Origin of the sequence: uncultured Amaricoccus sp., assembly GCF_937891315.1 — a bacterium.
Taxonomy (GTDB): Bacteria; Pseudomonadota; Alphaproteobacteria; order Rhodobacterales; family Rhodobacteraceae; genus Amaricoccus.
On the sequence record NZ_CALAGI010000052.1, the window covers coordinates 7,865 to 28,540 of the forward strand.

A 20,676-nucleotide genomic window follows, 5' to 3' on the forward strand; every position below is an offset into this window, starting at 1 on the left:
CGGCGTCAGAAATCATAGCGGCGCAGCCAATCGGCCGGTTCGGCCCGGTCGATTGCCAGCCGCGCCCGCGACCGCGACAACCCCCGGCCCTGCCCGGCCAGGATGGCAAGCGCGCCAGAGGTCAGCATCCGGATCTCGGCCGCGTCGGCCCCGAGACCTTCGGCCCTGGCCCAGGCCATCGCTTCGGGCGGCGGGGCCAGCAGGGTCAGGCGGTTGCCTCGCTCCCGCAGGGTTTGCGCCAATGGCCCCACCAGCCTCGCGTCGGCGACGATATGACGGTCGCGCGGCAAGGACGAAGGCTCCGGCGCTTCGGTCAGCAGCAATGCGTCGGGAATGTCCGCGGCCAAGCCGGCCAGTCGTGCCTGGCGCCCCTCGTCGATCCGTGCGGAAAGGCCGGCCAGAACCTCGCCCAGATCCAGAAAGGCGGGGCTGCCTTCGACGGGCAGGCGCCCCCAGAACCCGTCGCCGCGGTTGAAGGCCGCCATGGCCGCCAGCGCGGCGGCATGGGCGGGCTCGCCGGTGGGCAGCGACAGGTTCACCCGGTCGGGCAGCAGACCCCGCGTCTCGTCGCGGTCAAGCTGGCCGAGAAACAGGAACAGCGCCTCGGCCATCCCGGCTTCGCTCCGAAAGCGCGGCATCTCGGCCGCGAGCGGTCGCCCGTCACTGGCCACGCCCTCGGTCAGCGCCCGCGCGAAACTGGCCGCGTCATAGCCGGGCCGAACCGCGGTGGGACGGGAAAGGGCGGCGGCGTTGATCGGGGGGATCGGCTGCCCCCCCTCGGACGCGGGAAAGGGGCCACGCCCGTCAACACCGTGACAGCCGGCACAGGCGACCGCGCGGTCGCGCAGCACCAGCGAAGTGCCCGCGATGCCGGCGGACAGGCCTTCGCCCCGGCGGAAGGCCGCCGCGCCGTCCGGCGCCCCGGCCCAAGCCACCCCCGCCGCCGCCACCAGCAGCGGCACGTACCAAGGCTTCAATGCATTGCCCCGGCGAGGCGCAACAGCTCCCGCGGATCGGGAAGGCCGACGATGCGGCGAAACTCGCCGCTGGCCATGTCGCCCAGCAGGAACACCGGATCATGCGACTCGATCGGGCCCGACGCGACGCCCAGCGCGGAAAGCAGCGCCGGGGTATCGGCGGGGCTCGCGACCAGCCATTGCCAACGGGGGCTTGCGTCCAGTTCGCGCGCGGTGGCAGCCAGCCTTTCGGGGGTGTCGTTGGCCGGGTCGATCGACAGCGTGACGATGGTCAGCGGCGGCGTCTTTGATCCGCGCATCCCCTGATCGACATCGGCGAGGATGGCATGGGTGATCGGGCACAGCGACACGCAGCCGGTATAGGAAAACCCGATCAGCACCGGGCCAACCTGCGCAAGGCGGCCGACGAAACCGGCGGTGGCGCCCTCCTTGTCCGTCACGGGAATATCGGGCAGGACCAGCTGCTCGACCGGGGCACCGGCGGAGGCGACGATCCGGGTGCCGGCCGCGTCCTGCGAATGCTGCTTCATGTCATGGGCCGCGACGGGCGGGCAGGTCAGCGCGAGCAGCAGGCAGGCGGCGATTCTCATCGGTCGTTCTCCAGCAATAGCGGTGCGACCTCGCCGCCGTCGGCCAAGGAGAGGGTGACGATGATCGGCCCCCCGTCGGGTAGCGCGATGACCGGGCTCCGCCCCCGCGCGTCCGAGGAAAAATCGCGGGCATCGCGCCAGTTGCCGGTCAGCGAGCTGAGCGTCAGGCGCCCGTGGCGATAGGCGCCTGGCCCTCCCTGGGGATCGGTCAGGACCAGCCGGTAGCCGTCCGCCTCGGGCTCAGCCCGCAATTGCGCCAATCGCGGCTCGGGCTTGTCGGGCCGGGCGACCGGCAGCATCGCGCAAAAGGACGCCTGGCCGATGCCCGCGCTCAGCACCAGCTCATAGCGGCCCGGTCCGGGCAGCGAGGTCACGGTGCGAAACCGGCCCCGGGCGGTCTCGACCAGCCCCCGGTTCAGGATCGCGACCTGACGGGGCGTGCCCCCGCGCAACACCAGCGCCGCCATCGGCGGCTTGTTCGAACTTGCCTGTGTGCGATCCAGCCGGAAGGCCGTGTAGTTGCCCGGATGCAGCGCCAGCAGCGCGGGTTGGGGCGTCAACGGCACCAGCAGGCGCTGGTCGTCCGGCGAGGCGGGCATGGGATCTCCCATGGCGAATTGCCCGACCGGAGCCGGATCCTCGCCACCGGCGAGGCGCAAGTCGATGATCCCGGTCATGCTCTGGTCGGCCAGCCGCAGATAGGCGGTATCGTCGGCAAAGGCGATCTCGGCCACCTCGGCATGGGCGGCGATGCGCTGCGCCGGCCGCCCCTGCGACAGATCGACCAGCAGGGCGCCCCGCATTTCGCCCCCGAAGACAAAGGCGAAGCGACCGGCGGGATCGACGGCCAGCCGGCCGGCCCCGCCCTCGATCGGGATGGCCATGCGCTGCCCCTGCGCGTCGCGCCACGCCAGATGCAATCCGTCGGGCGCCAGCCAGATCACCGCGTCGGCGCTGAGCGCCAGGTCAAGCGCCCCGGGCGCCTCGATCACCGCCCCTTCGCCGCCATCCGCGGCATGAAGCTCGATCCGGTCGGCATAGAGCACCGCGCCAGCGCCGTCCGGACCGCTGGCCAGCTTGCGCGCCGCCTTCAGCGGCCGCTGCCCGCCCGAGGCATCCAGCAATACCAGCCCCTCACGCACCTTCGCGGCGATGCCCTTGCCCATGGCCGGGGTCAGGGTCCGCGGCTGATCGAGACCGGAAAAAGCCTCGGTGAGCGGCCCGACCGGCGGCTGGGCCATGATGCGCCCCTCGGCCGGCAGGCTGACGAGAAAGCGCCCGTTCGCGGCATCCGCCATTATGTCGGCCGGCCGCGAGTCGAAACGCCGCGCCTTGAGGATATTGGCCGAGGCGAGGCTGCGCTCGGGATCGACCACGGTCAGGACGTCGTCCTCGGTCAGCACGCCCAGCACCGGACGATTGAGGTCGATCCCGTCGCTCGGCCCCTGATCGGTGGCGCGATAGGCGGCGGCGCTTTCGGCGCAGGACAGATCCGTCGGGCTGGCCAGACGCAGCCAGCCCATCAGCGGCAGGCGTGCCGGGGTCGGGGTGCCGCCCGCGCCCTGCGTCTCGACCACCACGGCGAAGGGCTGGCCGGGTTCGATGGCCGCGAGCGGCTCACCCTCGGGCGTCTGGACGCTGATCGCGGCGCGCAGGGCGCCGCGCGTCTCGGGCCGGGTCTGCGCGGCACAGATCCCCGGCCAGAGCAGCAGCGCCCCCAGCCCGAGACCCAGCCCGAGGCGTTTCAGCATTTCCCGCCTTCGGTCACGATCCTGCCCCAGAGACCGCGGGCGAACAGCGTCAACGGCCCGTCATGCCACAGCGCCCCGCATTCTCCGGCCTTCGGCGCCAGCCAGGCGCTGACACTCAGCCCCGGCCCCACCAGCGCGGAATGCGGAAAACCGAAGCCCGGGAACAGGTCGTCGTAGTCGTAGCCGTTCATCACGAAGGAATGTTGCCGGGCGCGGCCGCCGGGATCGACGACGCGGATCACGATCCGCTGCCCCTTGCCGACCGACAGCGTGGTATCGCCGTTGTCGCGCAGGAAGTTCGGCGGAAACACGACGCGGTTCAGATCGTCGCTTGCCTCGGCCGGAATCCCGATCGCGCGCAGCAGCGGCGCGAAGGCAGGGGACCGATAGCTGACCCCGGCATCGCCGAAATCGTAGCTGTCGTCGCAGATGAGACAATTGGGCACCATCGGGCCGGCGGCGGCATAGCGCGCGCGATCGACCGTATTGCCCGCCTCGACCGCGTTGCTCCAGCGCAGCGGCGAGTTCCGGTCGCGCAGGTTCAGCCCGTCCTGCCAGAACAGCACATATTCCCGGACATTCATCGCGGGGGTGCGCAGCCCGTCCTGGTCCCTGTCGGCCACCACGAAATCCACCGGGGCGCCGAAGCCCGCCACGGGCAGCGCCGTGCGCCAGTTGACCGGGCCGTCGTAGCCCAGATGTTTCTCCATGACGGGATCGGCCGCGGCATCCGCCAGCGGCTTGACCGTCCCGGCCTCTGCCAGCGGCCAGTCCTGTGGCAGCACGTCGATCACGCCGATGAGCCCATGCGGCACATGCGAGATCATGTCCCCCGTCGCCCGGACCGGCACCGGCCCGAAGGCATAGGGGATCCAATGCGTGTTCCGGTCGATCTCGGCGGTGACGCGGGCCTGCATGATCTTGATCAGCGCCGACGGCGGGTCATCGACGGTCCGCCCCCCCGCCGTCACGGCCAGCGAGGCGGGTTGGCCCAGGATCGACAGCGGCTGCTGACCGTCGTTCTTACTCACCCCGATGCTGGTAATATTCGCCAGCCCGCTGTCGGCGCTGATCTCGGCGAGGGCCTGCGGGGTATTGGCATCCTGCGTGACATAGGTGGCGATGGCCGTCGCATCCGAGTCGCCGGGATTGACGCCCGTCCCCTTCTTGTCCACGTCCAGCCGCATCCGTCCGGCGTAGAAGCTGAATGCCGGGCTGGCATCGACGGTTGTCCCGCCGCCGGCCTCCATCGCCTGCCGGTTGCGGCCATAGCCCAGCGGCAGATCGCGGATCAGCTCGCCCCCCGGCAGCCCGATGCTGAGCCCGAGCATGGTCGAGGGCCTGACCAGATGGCTCGCGGTGGAAAGCGCGGCGGAGACGGTCCTGCCACCCTCGTCGACCTGGACCAGCGGAACGGGATCGACGTTCAGCGGCGCGATCCGGGGCATCAGCGCATCGCCGAAACCGTCGGGCAGGTAGCGGTCGCCCGCGGCCCCGCCCAGCAGGTTGATATAGCGCAACTGCACGCAATCGCCGGCATTGACCCGCATCACGAAGGGTTCGGCCCGGCCGCCGTAATGGGCCTTGACCGCCGCGATGACGGCGGCGCGGCCAATGCCCTTCCATGGGCCGCTAGCGCGGGTGCCGTCATCGCGCAAGGCGCCTTCATCCAGGAACCCACCCGCGCCTTTGGCGGACAGGGAATCCGAGGGCAGCAGCGCCAGCATCAGCCCGTCCGGGTCGCTCTGGCCGTTGCCGAAATCGGTGCCGCCCGGCCAGACATCGGCGGTGCGCAGCGCCACCGCGATGCCGGTGGTATAGGTCACGCCGTGCTCATCACTCGGCAGTGGACAGGTCGCTGGATAGGATCGTTCATCGGTCGCCGGATCGCCGGATCGACTGCCCGCGGTTTCGGTGTCCGCGGGGTTCGGGTCCGCGGGGTTCGGGTCCGTACCGGTCGTGGGGAAACCACGCACCGGCGGGGGCGCGTCCCCGGCATTCTCGACATGGACGCGGATGAAGCCCCAGGCGCCATTCCAGAGCGAGTCGATCGAGCCGAAATTGTAGAGATAATCCGACAGGCTGGGGCTGCCCTTCTCGGCCGATCCCATATCCTCGGAGAGGCGTGCTCTCTCCGGACGCACAGCCTCGGCCGAGGACACGTCGGCGCGCGGCCTGCCGCGCATCTCGAAATGTTCCGAAATGCCGATCGCCTGCGCGAAGTTGTACCCTTCCACATTGTCGCAGCGCGCCAGCGTGGCCTTGATCTTGTCCCATTTCGCCGCGTCCGGCGGGGAGGAGCCGTCCCGTTCCCGCCGCTCGTTCCATTTCAGCCAGTCCTCGTATTCCTCGGGATAGCTGATGCGCACCGCGTCGAAACAGTCCGCGCGCGGGTCGGGTTCGGTCCGGCCGATGTCGGTCATGCCCTGCGAAAAGATCTGGTCGATATTGCGCCGGAACGGCAGGCCCGCGACGTTGAAGGTGTGCTGCACCTCTTGCGCGCCCTGGATCAGCCGGATCACCATGCGATCGCCCTGCACGGCCGGAAGGATCGGCGTGTCGGGCTCTCGCCCCGCGACATCCGGCCTCCAGCCGCCGGAGTCGTCCGGGTCGTCGGGGTTGGCCTCGTCATACCAGCGGCCCCAGGAACTGAACGCCCAGCCCAGATCGCCAAAATCGCCGCTCATCTGATAGGTCAGCGAGCAGCGGTTGAAACCGCCGTTTTTCAGCGCCTTCACGACCTTGCTGTCCCCGGTGGCCGCTTTGGGCTGCAGGCTGAGCGGGGCATTCATCCCCTTGGGCTCGCAATCGGTCGAGGGCAGCCGGCTGGCCAGTTCCGTGCCGATGCGGACCGGGATCGGGGCATTGCGGTAATTCACCAGATAGGGGTCGTGGTGATCGACCGAAATCGCCTCGGGCCGTTCGGGCGGAGCCACCGGCGAGGCAAGCACGGCGCCGATATTGTCGTTCTTGTCCAGCATCCCGGCGGCCTGGCGGCGATAGTTCAGAAAATGCGCGCTCAGGTCCTCAAGATCGGTCCGCGTGATCAGGTCGAGCAACCCGCTGTTGTGGTCGCCGTCACCGGCCATGCCGCCGGCCAGCCAGGCGGGCGCGGTCAGTTCAGCCGCGCGCCAGACGCCGGCCTTGTTTTCCAGGGCCGGTTCGTCCTCGGCCGAGGCGCAATCCAGCAGCGCCCGCGGATCGCGACGGTTGCGCCCCTCGCATAACAGCCGCGCCATGCCCTTCGATCCCGAGGCCAGGGCCTGCGCCTCGGTCTGGCGGTCGCGCGGATCGTAGAGCAGGGCGAAATCGGCGATGGCCAGCGCGAATTCGCGATAGTCGGGGTGCAGCGGATCGTCCGGCCCATCGACCAGCACGACGCGATGCGCGCCGACCAGCGCCGGGGTTCCCTGTTGCAGCGGATAGGTGCCGTCGGCATTCGCGGCCTGCCCGGTTTCGCATCCGGCGCCGAAGGGCTGGCAGATCCGGGTCGGCTCGCTTGGCTGCTGGTGCCCGCCATCGTTGCCGCCGAAGCCGCCCGCCGCGGTCACCCCGCCCGTCTGTTCCGTGTTAGCCCGCGGCTCGATCAGCAGCGCGGTATAGAACCCGTGCTGCTGGATCGAGGACGGGCCGAAATGGTCATGGCTGAAGACCGTGCGCATGGTCCGGTCCACCTCGCCGCCGTCCGAGGTGCGGGTGGTCATCGGATCGGCGAACCAGCGTTGCACCGTGGTCTGGAACTTGTCGCGGTTTGTGGACAGCGGCAGGCGCCAGTTGTCCTTGCGGCCTTCCCAGTCCTTGCATTCCGCCGCGGTCGGCAGGGCGGTGCCCTGACCCGCGAGCAGGTTGGTCGCCGCGCAGCGCCGCGACATGATCTCGTCGGGGGCGAAGGTGCCGTCCTCGTAGTTCCAGCCGTTGCCCGAACCGTCCGACGAGGTCACGTCGAATTTCACCAGATGGATGTGCTGGCCGATGGTGTCGGTCGGCGTGCGGACCTGAAAATCGTCCAGATCCAGTTCCTTCGGCAATTCGTTGGTATGGCGGAACTCGATGCATTCGCCCGAGAGCGCGCGGAAGAAGAACGGCTCCTCCTGATCGCTGATCGTGGGCGAGGCGCGGCGGGGGCCGGCAATGGCCTTCTTGTAGCGGTCCGAATTGCCGTCCGCGGTCAGCACGTTGACGCGGGCCTGCGGATCGTGCCAGCCGGCGCCGTTCACGATCATGTCGAACTGCACCGCCGAAGCCTCGTAGCGCCGGAACCCGGCCAGATCCCGGTCGGCGAAATACCCGGCCAATGTGCCGTCCAAGGGATCGTTCGTCGATTTGGCATCGTTCCGCCCCGGGGCGCCGCCGCAGGGATCGGCAAAGGGCGCGCCGGGCTTGGGCGGGGCGCCGTTCACCATGAAGGGCCTGGCCTGTGGCATTCCTTCATCCGGTCTTGGCGCCTCCTTCGAGGCATAGCCGCCCGAGACGATCCCGGCCGCGTTGCCGAAAGCATCCTGCATCGCCAGCGGGACCGGCCCGCCGGAACGCGGGTTGTAGATTTCGCCGTCGTGGTGGAAGCCCATCGCGGCGCGCTCCAGCGGCGTGCCGTCCTCATCCAGCGTAGTGATGCTGGCGCCGTGCTTCAGATGTCCCGACAGATCGCCGAGCGCGAAGGCCCGGGCGACCAGTTGCGCGCTGAGCCGCTCGAGCTTGCGCGTGGCGTCGGAATCCGAAGGCGCGGCATCGAAAGCCGCGCGCGCCTTGGCGAGTTTCGCGGCCCGGTCGCCATCCAGCGGCTTTCTGCCATATTCCGCCTCGCCCGAGGTGACGACATGGCGGCCCAGCCCGCCGGAAAACAGCCCGTCGTAGCTGCCGGGCCTGGAATCCGTCGTATCCTTCGCCATGTCCAGCGGCGGTTGCGGCGGGCGGTGGCCGGGCTGTCCGCCGATGTAGAAGGGATAGCCGGGCATCGCCGCCACATCCTTGGGTGCCACGTCCTCGGGCGCCGGCGTTACCGTCTCGGGTTGGTCGGCGGTTTCGGTCGCGGCGGCCCGATAGATGCGCTCTGGCCCGCCGGTTTGCGCAACGGCGGGTCGCGGCATGTCGCGGCGCAGGGCCGCCTCGTCCTGCGCCGCCTTCGGCGTCACCGGATCCGGCGCATAGAGCGGCAGCAGCGGCAGCGGCTCTCCCGGCAGGGGGACGAGCGCGGGAACCGGCGTGCCCTTGGCATTCGCGATCCAGCGCCCGGTGACCGGATCGACGCTGCCCATGCGCAGATGGATCCGGTCGTCGCTGTTGCGCAAGGTCAGGGACAGTCCCGCCTCGGCCTGCCCGTCGGGCAGCTTGCGGCTGCCGTCCTCCAGCACGTCATGCACCCGCCAAAGCGCCCACATCCCTTGGGCGAAATGCGGGTAGAGATGGCAGTGAAAGATCGAATCCCCCACCGTGCGGTTGCGGTTGCCCGAGCCGCCATCCTGCCAGCCGCCCTCGCCGTTGTTCAGCCCGCCGCTGTAGATGTTGTAGGTGAAGCCCTGCTGCGGCGCGACGGTCTGGCTGTCCAGATAGCTGCCGCGCGAGGGATCGTTGCCCGCGAACCATTGATGCGCGTGCAGGTGAAAGACATGGGTTTCCTTGGGCCCGGCGTGGAAATTGCGAAACACCACCGGATCGTTCAGATAGGAATGATGCACGTTGGACGGATCGTCCGGGAACCATTCCAGCAGCGCCGGATCGCCGTTGGCCCATGAACTCAGGAAGAATTCCTCGTAGAGGCATTCGGCGCAGCTCGCCGCCGGGCCGATGCCCTTGCGGTTGGCCAGCAGCAGCGCCCCCATGCCGCTGGCGCCGTAGTTGATGCCGAAGCCGTCGCGCACCCCGGCAAGCTGGCCAAGCCGGCCCAGTTCCTCGAAATTGCGGGTGTAGAAGGTCTTCAATTCGTCATGGAAGAAGACCGAGAACTCGCGGAAGGATTGCGGCAGGGCGGCGGCGGTCGGCTGGTCCGCCGGGGCCGTGCTGTAGGCAGGTTTCGGACGATCGCAGCCGCCGTTATTGCTTTCCTTGGCGGTCGCCCAACCGGGATCGCAATAGACGATGCCGTTCAGGTCGGTATGGACCAGTTCCAGCACGCGCGAGTCGCGGAAACCTGCCTGGGCCCGGCGCTCGCCGGTCGCCACCGGGGCGACATCCAGCGGCCGCGCCATGGCGACAAGGGGCACGCCCCCGGCATCGACCACCTCATAGAGCGGGTCGCCCTGGCGGGCATGAACCGGCTTGCCTTCGCCGGCGGGCGTCCAGAAGTCATCGAATTCTGCCTTGGTCAACTGGCCACGATACCAGCGCGTGCCCGCGCGCTCGGCAACAATGGCGCCGAACAGCCCGTGCACGATGCCGCCGCCGGCGCCCTCTCCGCCCGTGGGCGCGGCGTTGCTGGCCAGAAAATGCGGCCCCTCGACGGTGACGCGGTAAAGGCACTCGAAATGCTCGCCCGGCCGCGCCGCGTCGAAACCCATGCAGGCCCCGCGCGGCGGCCGCCCGTCCAGAGACAGCGGCATCAGCCCCTGAACGACGAAATTCACGCCCCGGGTCGCGGGCCAATCGGACAGTTCGGAGGTTTCCGCCCCGATTTCGTCCTTGGCAGAGGGGGCGGGGCAGGTAACCTCGCGATGGTCCAACTGGCTTGCATCGCCGGTCGAGACCGCCGGCTTCAGCTTGGCGGCGCCGTCATCGCGGGGGGCGGTCTTGCAGAAATCACTGGAAAAATCGGGCGCCGCTTCGGGCTTGAGGAGATTTTCCACCCGCACCAGCAGCATGTCGCCGACATTGGCCCGCAGCACCAGCGGCCTTGGCCGCTTGCAATCGCGCAGCCGCGCATTGCCCGGTGTCAGGCTGCCCGGGCCGCCCGCGTCGGCGCCGCCGAGGCCATCGCAGTCCTGCGCCGTCAACGCGCCGCTGTTGGTGCCGTCGATCGCCACCAGATCGCGCTTGAGCGCGAAGATCATGCCGAACGGATTGAACGAACCGAAGCGGTTGTAGACCAGCGTCTGCTCGACCGCGCCGATATCGGCGCAGATCAGCCTGCCCTCCTCACCCAGATCCGTCTTCAATGCCTCGCGCTGCTCGCGGCAATGCCTGGCGAATTCGTGCTGTGGCAAGTCCTTGGCGGATGAAGCGGGAACCTCCGCGTTCGCCGGCGCGGCCAAACCAACAAACAAAACAGCCGCGAAAAAACGACATGACATGACCGCACCCATCTACAGGTGAAAATCTGCAATAGCTTTGGCCAGAAAACCCGGCCGCGGAACCTGGAGGCAAAAAAAAGCACTCGATCCGCCATAAATACTTCAAATATCCGCGACAGAAAATGATTCGTGATACGCTTTCGGGGCAAGCCATCCCGCCGAGAGGCCCGACATGCGTGCCCGCAGCCCCCGCGACGATAGCGATACGCAAACCGAAAGCCCTGAATTCCAACGCTTCCTGCTGGAATCGGTGCTCAATCTGAACGGCCAGTTCAATCCCGCTTACCCGCTGAGCGGGACGCGGCTCGGGGCACCGCTTTCGGACGCCTCGAACTGGCAGGGCGAGGCGCAATCGATGCAGGCCGTGGCCACGGCATGGGCGCCTCTGGTCGGCTGGCTGGAATACGAGACCGACAACGGCGGACGCATCCGCATCGGCACCGCCTTTCGCATTCCCGGCCCGCGGCCGCTGGCGCTGACGGCGCGGCATATCCTGCCCCTTATCCTGCCGCCCACCGCGGGGGTCGTCGACTATCCTTTCGCGACGGCGTCGGCGGGGGTCAGCCATCGACCGCTTCGGCTGGTCTTCGACGGCGGCCCGGTCGACGCAAAGGTGCTCTGGTGTCACAAGACATTCGACCTGTTGCTCTTGGAACTGAATGCCGCCGGGAACCTGCCCCCGGTCGGGCCGGGCATTCGCGCGCCCAAGCATAATGAAAAAATCGCGGTGATCGGCTTTCCGCTGGACGCGGGCAACATTGCCAGAGCGGGCAATGGTGTCTTTGGCCAGAGCTCGCTGGGTCGCAAGCACCTCTCTCCGGGGTTTGTATCGGCCGGCGGCATCCGTACGGCCATGAACTATCACATGGCTTCCACCCTGCCGGGGTTTTCGGGCGCCCCGGTGATCGCGCTCAGCGACGGGGCGCTGCTCGGGGTGCATGTCTGGGGCAGTTCCGGGGAAGAAGAAAACGCCTGGCTGAACGACCTGTGCGGGCTGCGGAGCGTCTTTCAGAACGATCAGGAATTCGGGGCGATGGTCCAGCCCCCGAACACTCCGCCCGGTTCCCATGTAACCGGCCCGGTGCCTCTGGATCTGTCGGGGGGCGCGAGCGCCGAGTCGCGGCTGCGACAGCTCGACCTCGACATGGACGAGCTGCGCGACGAGCCGCTGCTGGCAAGCCTGGCCCAGGACCGGCCGGATTTTCGCGACCTTGCCTATGTCCCCGGCCTGCGCCGCCCGCGCGACACCGTCCAGCCGCGCGGGCGCAGCCATATCCGCGACCAGAGCGGCCTGTCCTATTGCGCCGCCTGCGCCCTTGCCGCCGTGATCGAGCGGCAGCTTGCCAACGGCGCCCGCGTCAATGTGCGGATGCTGCATGAAAACGCCCGGTTGCAGGACGAATGGGCGATCCCCGGCCTGCGCGGCACCAGCCTGCGCGGCGTGATCAAGGGGTTCTTTCACAACGGCGTCTGCCCTGAAGGCCCCGAGGGGCGGATCGAGACCGACCCGTATTGGATGCTGACCCGCGAGCGGGCCAAAGCGGCGCGCAAATGCGTGCCGGGCAGCTATTTCCGCGTCGGCCGCAGCGTCACCGACATGCGGATGGCCGTGCAGGAAACCGGCGGCGTGCTGATGGCGGCCCGGATACACAAGGGATGGATCAAACCTGACACGGACGGCCGGATCCTGCCCGACCCGCGCGTGATCGGCCAGCACGCCTTCGCGGTCACCGGCTACACCCCCGAGGGTTTCATCGTCCAGAACTCCTGGGGCAAGGGCTGGAGCGGCTTCGAAGGCCGCGACGGCCACGCGCTGTGGAGCTATCAGGACTGGGCCGATTCGATGATCGACGCCTGGACGCTGCGGCTGGCGCCCTCGTCGTCGAGCGCCTTCAATCTGGTGGCGCGCGATCTGGACGACAAGCTGCCGATGCCCCGGCGCAGCCAGTTGATCGGACATGTCGTGTCGGTCGAGGCCGACCGCGTCCTGACTTCCGGTACCCTCGCCATGGGGGTCTTGCCGCTCATGGAAACCATGCGCTTCCTCAAGAGCGAGGAGTTCCGCGCATCCTACGATGCCCTGCTGCTCATCCATCACGACCCGTTCCTCGGCAGTGAGCTGGTCGCGCGCATCGCCGGGCAGATGACCAAGCGGCTGAAGCAGGCGCGCATCTATCCGATGCATGTCCTTTACGGCTTCGATGAAATCGCCACCTGGGTGCTGAGGCTGCGGACCGAGGCCGAGCGGGTCGCCGCCGCCTACGCCGGCTCCGGCGTCGACGGGTCTGACTATCTCGAGCGCCGGGTGGCACCGCTCGTCAAGCAGGCTCTGGCCAATCTTGAGCCGCGCCTGCGCAGCTCGGCGAAAGATGGACCATTGCGTCAGGTTCTCGACCTGCTGACCGGCCCCGACCTGCCCCGGACGATGGTCCTGGCAGCCGGTGCCGGATGCCTGATAGCGCGCGCGACCGCGCTCCCGAAACAGCAATTGCCCCCCGAACGGAACTTCTGGCTGATGCCGGTTGTCTCAAACCCCGCCGGATATACGGTCCTGCGCCTCGGCGCGGAAACCAGAACCGGGGCCATACCCGGCTATGAAGGTGACTGGCCCGATCTGGTCGCCGCGACAACCGGCATGGCAGGCAAACCGCGCAATCTGGCTCGAAGCAAGGGAACCGCGTCGGGTGGCAACCTGTGCGAGGCGCTGACAGGAAGCGAGTTGACAGAGCGGCTGAGGGGCTCCGTCGCACGAGCCTTGTGAGGGATTCATCCCGCAAATCCAGTGTGATGGCGGGTGGCATCAGCATACCGGGTACGCCGATCCACAAGAGCTTGAACCAACGGGTTTGATTTCCTCAATGACTATTGACCGCGGGGACAGGGGCGGCGCGGCCGGAACACACGGATCCGGCAATGACAGGCCGCGCACGGCGTCGGAGCGGCTTGAGGAACCGCCGGGCTATTCCTGGCCGTTTCCCGTTGCAGAATGAGTTATAGCGTGGTACACTAGCCCACCATTGGAGTGGACCTGTGATCGCGGGCTTTCGAGACGACTGGCTTCGGGTCTTCTTTGTGGATGATGTTCGTTCCCGCGACATCCCGCCAGATCTTGAAGCCCGCTTGTTCCGCAAGCTCCAGATGATTGACGACGCCGTGGCCGATCAGGACTTGCGTGTGCCGCCCAGCAATCACTTCGAGAAGCTGCGCGGCAATCTCGCAGGCTTCCATTCCATCCGCGTCAACCAGCAATGGCGGTTGATCTTCCGCTGGGATGGCGAACGTGGTGAGGCGGACGGGATTTATCTGGACGATCACAGCTACCGATGAAATCGAGGCAACCATGCTGACCACAAAGCGCAAGCCGGCGACTGTCGGCGAGATACTGGCCGAAGAGTTCATGCGGCCGATGGGACTGACACAAGGCGCGCTCGCCGATGCGATGGGCGTTCAGCGCAAGCACGTCAACGAACTCTGCGGCAATCGCAGGAACGTGACGGCTGCGACGGCGCTGATCCTCGCCCGCGTATTCGGCACCAGCCCGGACTTCTGGCTCAACGCGCAGCGGCGCAGCGATCTTTGGGAGGTGATGAATACACCCAAGGAACGCGAGCGGGTTGAGCGTGCGCGTCCGTTACGGAATGCGGCCTGAGCGCGGCCAGCGGCTCACTCGTTTGGGTCGATCCAATATCGAGAAGGGGACATCACCATGACCGTGCCCCTGCGCGCCGCCCTTTGCCCGCGCGTCTCGACGGCGCGGCAGGCCGAGCATGATGCGGTGTGCCAGCGACCGGGCGGGCTCCATCGCGGAATGCGCTGCGCCGCGTTCGCCCGAGACGCCGCGAAGCGGGCTGAGGCACTCAAGGCGCGGCACGCGGTCAGCAAATCTCGCGCGAAAGAAACCGGGCCGGTTCATGGTCGTGCCACAATGTGTGGCACGACCGGACCCGCCATCCCCAAGCCACCCAAGCGCGCGACCGCCGCCAAAGCCGCTGCGAGCAAGACGAACCGCGGCACGGGCGAGCGTGGCGGCGAAGCTGGATCGCGGCGGACCGGCGGATAGACAGGCAAATCTGCCTGTTTTTTCCGCTGTCCGAGCGGGTGCGCGATGATTTCTCGTTTGATATCACATATTTACAGACTGAAGTGGCGGTGGGTCAGGGATTCGAACCCTGGAAGGGGTTACCCCCTCGCTAGTTTTCAAGACTAGTGCCTTCAACCGCTCGGCCAACCCACCGAAAGAGCGCCCGGGCGCCGGTCCGTTCTAGCCGTCGGCGACGGAGGCGTCCAGACGCGGCGCGCGCGAAAGGATGGCGGCCCTTCCCTCGCACCGGGCGGGCCGCTACATCCTCCGGGAGGCAAACCCGAACGGAAAGGCGGTGGGGCGTGGCGCGGCGACTTCACCCATGGAAGGTCGGCGCGGCGCTGATCCTCGCCGCCTGCGCCGCCGGGCAACCTCCGGGCGGGCCGGGGCCCGACACTTTCGGCGTCACCTTCGACGATGCCGACGCACCCGCCGCCTTCTCGCGCGAGATGCTCGGCCGGCGGGATCGACCGAAAGGCGCGCAGGGGCTCTGGGCGACCGTGCCCGGCCTGCGGCGTCCCGAACGCGCCGAGATCGAGAACCTCGCGAACGGCGCCAAGGTCACCGTCGCGCTCTATTCCGGCGGGACCGCGGGCGAGGCGCGGCTTTCGAACGCCGCCGCCGAACTGCTCGGCATCGACGCGACACCGGAGCGCGTGCGGATCACCGCCGTCCGCCGCGAGCCGAGACTCGTCGCGCCCTGACCCCGGCATTCGCCGCCAGCGCGACACGGTGAGGAAAGCCCCGATGCCCGCGGCCCTGGCCCTCCCGGCGCACGCGGCTTCGGCGGCGCGGGAACCATGTTCCGGCGATCTCCGTCCCGGGCGATGATCTTCCGGAAAACCCCGCCGGCCGCCGTGCTCCCGGCCCTGACGGTACTCGGCGACCGGGTGACGGATTGCTGTCTGAATCCAGCGCCCTGCCCCCCATCGCCCCGGGATTCCGTCAAGAATAACGTCCCGTTACGGCGGAGTGTGCGAGGGATCGTGCCCATGTTGCCGCGCAGCAATTAATTCGCATTCGCCCGCTGGCCGTGCTTTGACCCTGCCCTCGGCGGGTGCTAGCACGCCAGCCAATCGAATCACGCGACGAGGGTTTCGCGATGCCTGACGGGAATATGTCGACCGTGGACGCGGCGACCAAGGACAACAAGATGCCAGCCAACGTTTTCGGTCCCCTGCCGGAGCTCTATGCCTCCCCGGAGAGCGCCGCCAGGCTGAAGCTGGAGGCCGGCGGCCTGCCTTCGTGGGATCTGACACCCCGCCAGGTCTGCGACCTCGAACTCTTGATGAACGGTGGTTTCTCGCCGCTCGGAGGCTTCCTCGGCGAAGCCGACTACAACGGCGTCGTCGAGGAGATGCGGCTCGCCGACGGCACGCTCTGGCCGATGCCGGTCACACTCGATGTCAGCCAGGCCTTCGCGGACAAGGTCGCGCCCGGCGGGGACATCGCGCTCCGCGATCCCGAGGGCGTGATCCTCGCCATCCTGTCGATCAGCGACAAATGGACGCCCGACAAGGCGCGCGAGGCCGAGAAGGTGTTCGGCGCCGACGACATCGCGCATCCGGCGGTGAACTACCTCCATCACAAGGCCGGGCCGGTCTATCTCGGCGGCGCCATCACCGGCATCCAGCAGCCGGTCCACTACGATTTCAAGGCGCGGCGCGACACGCCGAACGAGTTGCGCGCCTTCTTCCGCAAGCTCGGCTGGCGGCGGATCGTGGCGTTCCAGACCCGGAACCCGCTGCACCGCGCGCATCAGGAGCTGACGTTCCGCGCCGCGCGCGAGGCGCAGGCGAACCTGCTCATCCATCCGGTGGTCGGCATGACCAAGCCCGGCGACATCGACCATTTCACCCGGGTGCGCTGCTACGAGGCGGTGCTTGACCAGTATCCCGCCTCGACCACCGCGCTGTCGCTGCTCAATCTCGCGATGCGCATGGGCGGCCCGCGCGAGGCGGTGTGGCACGGCATCATCCGGAGGAACCACGGCTGCACGCACATGATCGTCGGCCGCGACCATGCCGGCCCCGGCAAGAACAGCCAGGGCAAGAATTTCTACGGCCCCTATGACGCGCAGGACCTGTTCCGCAAGCACCAGGACGAGATCGGAGTCGAGATGGTCGACTTCAAGCAGATGGTCTATGTCCAGGAGAAGGCGCAGTACGAGCCGCGCGACGAGGTCGCGGCGGGCCAGACCATCCTCGACATCTCCGGCACCGAACTCCGCCGCCGCCTGCGCGAGGGGCTCGACATTCCCGAATGGTTCAGCTTCCCCGGCGTGGTGGCGGAGCTGCGGCGGACCAGCCCGCCGCGTGCGCGTCAGGGCTTCACGCTGTTCTTCACCGGCCTGTCGGGGTCCGGCAAGTCGACGGTGGCGAACGCGCTGATGATCAAGCTGATGGAGATGGGCGGGCGCCCGGTGACGCTGCTCGACGGTGATCTGGTGCGCAAGCATCTCTCCTCCGAGCTCGGCTTCTCCAAGGAGCATCGCAACATCAATATCCGCCGCATCGGCTATGTCGCCTCCGAGATCACCAAGAACGGCGGCATCGCGATCTGCGCGCCGATCGCGCCCTACGCCGCGACCCGCCGGGCCGTCCGCGAGGAGATCGAGCAGTTCGGCGCCTTCGTCGAGGTGCATGTCGCGACCAGCCTCGAGGAATGCGAGAAACGCGACCGCAAGGGTCTCTACAAGCTGGCGCGCGAGGGCAAGATCAAGGAATTCACCGGCATTTCGGACCCCTATGACGTGCCGGAAGCGCCGGAAGTCCGGCTCGACACCGAAGGGTTCGACGTCGACTACTGCGCGCAGCAGGTGATCCTGAAGCTCGAGAACATGGGCCTCATCCGGGCCTGACGCGGGTCGACCTTCCACGCCGTCCGCGGCCGGTCTCGCCGACGGTCGAGACCGGCGGCCCATTCGTCACGCCCAACGCCCGGCTGGGGCTTTTGTCCGACCCCTGAGCAAGAGTCAGCCGGCGTGGCCGTTGGTATAGGATCGGTCCGCGGAGACATCTCGATCCGAACCAGTCAAACGGATCTGGTCTCAACCGCCGTCGGCGACGCGGAGGAGATAGCGGCCGTATTCCGTCTTGAGATAGGGCTCGGCGAGGGCGCGGAGCGCGGCGGCGTCGATCCAGCCCTGGGCGAAAGCCACCTCCTCCGGGCAGCCCATCTTCAGGTTCTGCCGGTCCTCGATGGTGCGCACGAAATTGCCGGCGTCGAGCAGGCTCGCATGGGTGCCGGTGTCGAGCCAGGCATAGCCGCGGCCCATCCGTTCGACATTGAGCTGGCCGTCGGCGAGGTAGCTGTTCAGCACCTCGGTGATTTCCAGCTCGCCCCGCGGCGAGGGCCTGGCCGCCGCCGCGCGGGCCGGCGCGGTGCCGTCGAGCACATAGATGCCGGTGACCGCGAAATTCGAACGCGGCTTCGCCGGCTTCTCCTCGATCGAGAGCACCCGGCCCTCGCGGTCGAACTCGACGACGCCGTAGCGCTCGGGATCGGAGACCTTGTAGCCGAAGACCGTGCCGCCCTCCGACCGCTCCGCCGCGGAGCGCAGCAACTCGGGCAGGCCGTGGCCGAAGAAGATATTGTCGCCGAGGACCATGGTCGACGCGGCGCCGTCGAGGAATTCCTCGGTCAGCAGATAGGCCTGGGCCAGCCCCTCGGGCTTCGGCTGGGCGACATAGGTGAATTTCATGTTCCACTGCGAGCCGTCGCGCAGCAGCCGCTGGAACTGCTCCTGATCGGCGGGGGTGGTGATGATCGCGATCTCGCGCAGGCCGGCCAGCATCAGCACCGACAGCGGATAGTAGATCATCGGCTTGTCGTAGAGCGGCAGCAGCTGCTTCGACAGCGAATGGGTGATGGGATAGAGCCGGGTGCCTGAGCCGCCGGCCAGGACGATGCCCTTGCGGGGAGTGCCGTTCACGCCGATTCCTTCGCCAGTTCCGCGACCACGGCGTCGAGCGCCGGCCGCCAGTCGGGCTGGACGATGCCGTAGTCTTCGTGAATTTTCCGACAATCGAGCACGGAATTCTCCGGGCGCCGCGCCTTGGTCGGATAGTCGGCGGCGCCGATCCGCGTCACTTTCGGCGCGTGGTCCCAGCCGGCGCGGGCGAAGATCGCCTCGGCGAATTCGGCCCAGCTGACCGCCGGCGCGCCGGCGTAATGGTAGATCCCGCTCCGCCCTCGGCCCTCGGTCCAGGCGCGTGCGATGGTCCAGAGCGCGCCGGCGATGTCGCGCGCCGCCGTCGGACCGCCGCGCTGGTCGCCGACGACGCGCATCTCCTCGCGACCGGCGCCGACGCTCAGCATGGTCTTGACGAAATTCTTGCCATGGGCGGAAAACACCCAGGCGGTGCGCAGGATGACATGATCGCCGCCCGCCGCCGCGACCGCCTGCTCGCCCTCGAACTTGCTGGCGCCATAGACGCCGAGCGGGCCCGTCGCGTCGGCCTCGGTCCAGGCGCCGCCCGGCGCGCCGTCAAAGACATAGTCGGTCGAGACATGCAGGAAGACCGCGCCGATGTCGGCCGCCGCCACCGCCATGGCCCCCGGCGCGACCGCGTTGATGGCGTAGGCGACTTCCGGTTCGTCCTCGGCCCGATCGACGGCGGTGTGGGCCGCGGCGTTGATCACCACCTGCGCGCCGCTCTCGCGGATCGCGCGGGCGCAGTCCATGGCATTGACCAGATCGGCACCGGCCCGGCCGAGCGCCGTCATCTCGATCCCATCGGCGGACAAGGCAAGCTCGCGGGCGACCTGCCCGGTCGTGCCGAACACCAGAACCCGCATCAGCCCTTCGCCTGCTTCAGCCCCAGCCGCTCGACCCTGTGGCCGCGCTCCAGGATCGCCTGCCACCAGTCGCGATGTTCGAGATACCAGGTGACGGTGCGCCGCAGCCCCTCGTCGAGCGTGACCGAGGGCGTCCAGCCGAGGTCAGCCCGGATCTTCGAGGCGTCGATCGCATAGCGGAAATCGTGCCCCGGCCGATCCTTGACGAAGGTGATCAGCCGATCGTGCCGCGCCGTCGTCGGCGCGTTCTCATCCATCAGCGCGCAGATCTTGCGCACGATGTCGATGTTCCGCGCCTCGGCGTTGCCGCCGATATTGTAGCTCTCGCCGATCTCGCCGCGGGTGACGACGGCGAGGAGCGCGGTGGCGTGATCCTCGACGAACAGCCAGTCGCGCACATTCTCGCCCGCGCCATAGACCGGGATCGGCCGCTCGGCCAGCGCGTTCAGGATCACCACGGGGATCAGCTTCTCGGGGAAATGGAACGGTCCGTAGTTGTTCGAGCAGTTCGACAGCACCACCGGCAAGCCATAGGTCTCGTGCCAGGCCCGTGCGAGATGGTCGCTCGCCGCCTTGGAGGCCGAATAGGGCGAGTTCGGCGCGTAGGCCGTGGTCTCGGTGAACAGCCCCTCCGGCCCCAGCGTGCCGAACACCTCGTCGGTCGAGACGTGATGGAAGCGAAAGTCGCGCGTTCCGCCCCAATAGGCCCGCGCCGCCTCCAGCAGGGTGTAGGTGCCGGTGATATTGGTGTCGATGAATTCCGCCGGCCCGTCTATCGACCGATCGACATGGCTCTCGGCGGCGAGATGCATCACCGCGTCCGGCTGGTGCGTCGCGAACACGCGGTCGAGCCCGGCGCGGTCGCGGATATCGACCCGCTCGAAGGCATAGCGCGGGTCGGCGGCGACGCTGTCGAGATTGGCGAGGTTCGCGGCATAGGTCAGCGCGTCGAGATTGACGACCGAATGTCCGTCGGCGATCGCCTGGCGGACCACCGCCGACCCGATGAAACCGGCGCCTCCGGTTACCAGGATTTTCATCGCCAAACTCCTTACTCAAGCGCTCAGGCGCGCGGACAGGGGGAAGATGCGCGGCGAAAGAGTACCGCGCAAGACGCAATTCGCCCGATCCTTCGCGCGTCGGGCCGTCACGGCGAGGGAACGCCCCGGAAAGGCGTTGCCGATCGGCAAGGATCTGCGAAACCCCGCAAGGTGCGACGGCGCGCACTTGTGAGATTCGCAGAATGCTTTAGGC

The 20,676-nt window shown here is 68.1% G+C and carries 12 protein-coding genes and 1 tRNA gene; 5 read left to right on the plus strand and 8 right to left on the minus strand.

Going from position 1 to position 20,676, the window contains the following annotated elements; genetic code table 11:
* Window positions 1-5 precede the first annotated feature (5 nt).
* From Q0480_RS04415 to Q0480_RS04430, 4 genes are read right to left on the minus strand one after another with little or no spacing between them, the layout of a single operon-like run.
* Window positions 6-977 carry a hypothetical protein gene (locus tag Q0480_RS04415; protein ID WP_299131097.1) on the minus strand — a complete coding sequence of 324 codons (972 nt, stop codon included), beginning with the start codon at window positions 975-977 and terminating at the stop codon, window positions 6-8.
* The gene (locus Q0480_RS04420) at window positions 974-1,567 is read right to left on the minus strand and encodes an SCO family protein (RefSeq protein WP_299131098.1); all 594 of its coding nucleotides are present in this window, start codon (window positions 1,565-1,567) and stop codon (window positions 974-976) included. The genes Q0480_RS04415 and Q0480_RS04420 overlap by 4 nt, the downstream gene beginning before the upstream one ends.
* Complete coding sequence (locus Q0480_RS04425; RefSeq protein WP_299131099.1) at window positions 1,564-3,318, minus strand: hypothetical protein; 1,755 nt, start codon at window positions 3,316-3,318, stop codon at window positions 1,564-1,566. Before Q0480_RS04425 ends, Q0480_RS04420 begins: the two co-directional genes overlap by 4 nt.
* Window positions 3,312-10,454: a hypothetical protein gene (locus tag Q0480_RS04430; RefSeq protein ID WP_299131100.1), complete on the minus strand. Its 7,143-nt coding sequence runs from the start codon at window positions 10,452-10,454 to the stop codon at window positions 3,312-3,314. Before Q0480_RS04430 ends, Q0480_RS04425 begins: the two co-directional genes overlap by 7 nt.
* Window positions 10,455-10,713: 259 nt before the next feature.
* Between Q0480_RS04430 and Q0480_RS04435 the strand changes: the two genes are divergently transcribed.
* From Q0480_RS04435 to Q0480_RS04445, 3 genes are all read left to right on the plus strand, one after another.
* Entirely contained in the window at window positions 10,714-13,302 is a 2,589-nt protein-coding gene (locus Q0480_RS04435; protein ID WP_299131101.1) for a trypsin-like peptidase domain-containing protein, read from the plus strand.
* Between the two features lie 269 nt (window positions 13,303-13,571).
* Window positions 13,572-13,868: a type II toxin-antitoxin system RelE/ParE family toxin gene (locus Q0480_RS04440; RefSeq protein ID WP_299131102.1), complete on the plus strand. Its 297-nt coding sequence runs from the start codon at window positions 13,572-13,574 to the stop codon at window positions 13,866-13,868.
* Between the two features lie 13 nt (window positions 13,869-13,881).
* Window positions 13,882-14,190, plus strand: a complete 309-nt coding sequence (locus Q0480_RS04445; RefSeq protein WP_299131103.1) for a HigA family addiction module antitoxin — start codon at window positions 13,882-13,884, stop codon at window positions 14,188-14,190.
* Window positions 14,191-14,685: 495 nt separating this feature from the next.
* Here Q0480_RS04445 and Q0480_RS04450 read toward each other — a convergent pair.
* Window positions 14,686-14,775 (minus strand) — tRNA-Ser (locus Q0480_RS04450).
* A gap of 149 nt (window positions 14,776-14,924) precedes the next feature.
* Here Q0480_RS04450 and Q0480_RS04455 point away from each other — a divergent pair.
* Together Q0480_RS04455 and Q0480_RS04460 are read left to right on the plus strand one after the other, a co-directional pair.
* Complete coding sequence (locus tag Q0480_RS04455; protein WP_299131104.1) at window positions 14,925-15,326, plus strand: hypothetical protein; 402 nt, start codon at window positions 14,925-14,927, stop codon at window positions 15,324-15,326.
* Window positions 15,327-15,775: 449 nt separating this feature from the next.
* Window positions 15,776-17,482: a bifunctional sulfate adenylyltransferase/adenylylsulfate kinase gene (locus Q0480_RS04460; RefSeq protein ID WP_299131128.1), complete on the plus strand. Its 1,707-nt coding sequence runs from the start codon at window positions 15,776-15,778 to the stop codon at window positions 17,480-17,482.
* A 189-nt stretch (window positions 17,483-17,671) separates the two neighbouring features.
* Here Q0480_RS04460 and rfbA read toward each other — a convergent pair whose 3' ends face one another.
* From rfbA to rfbB, 3 genes are read right to left on the minus strand one after another with little or no spacing between them, the layout of a single operon-like run.
* Entirely contained in the window at window positions 17,672-18,562 is an 891-nt protein-coding gene (gene rfbA / locus Q0480_RS04465) for a glucose-1-phosphate thymidylyltransferase RfbA (RefSeq protein WP_299131129.1), read from the minus strand.
* Entirely contained in the window at window positions 18,553-19,422 is an 870-nt protein-coding gene (rfbD, locus tag Q0480_RS04470) for a dTDP-4-dehydrorhamnose reductase (RefSeq protein ID WP_299131105.1), read from the minus strand. Before rfbD ends, rfbA begins: the two co-directional genes overlap by 10 nt.
* Window positions 19,422-20,462, minus strand: a complete 1,041-nt coding sequence (gene rfbB / locus Q0480_RS04475; protein ID WP_299131106.1) for a dTDP-glucose 4,6-dehydratase — start codon at window positions 20,460-20,462, stop codon at window positions 19,422-19,424. Before rfbB ends, rfbD begins: the two co-directional genes overlap by 1 nt.
* Window positions 20,463-20,676: the final 214 nt, after the last annotated feature.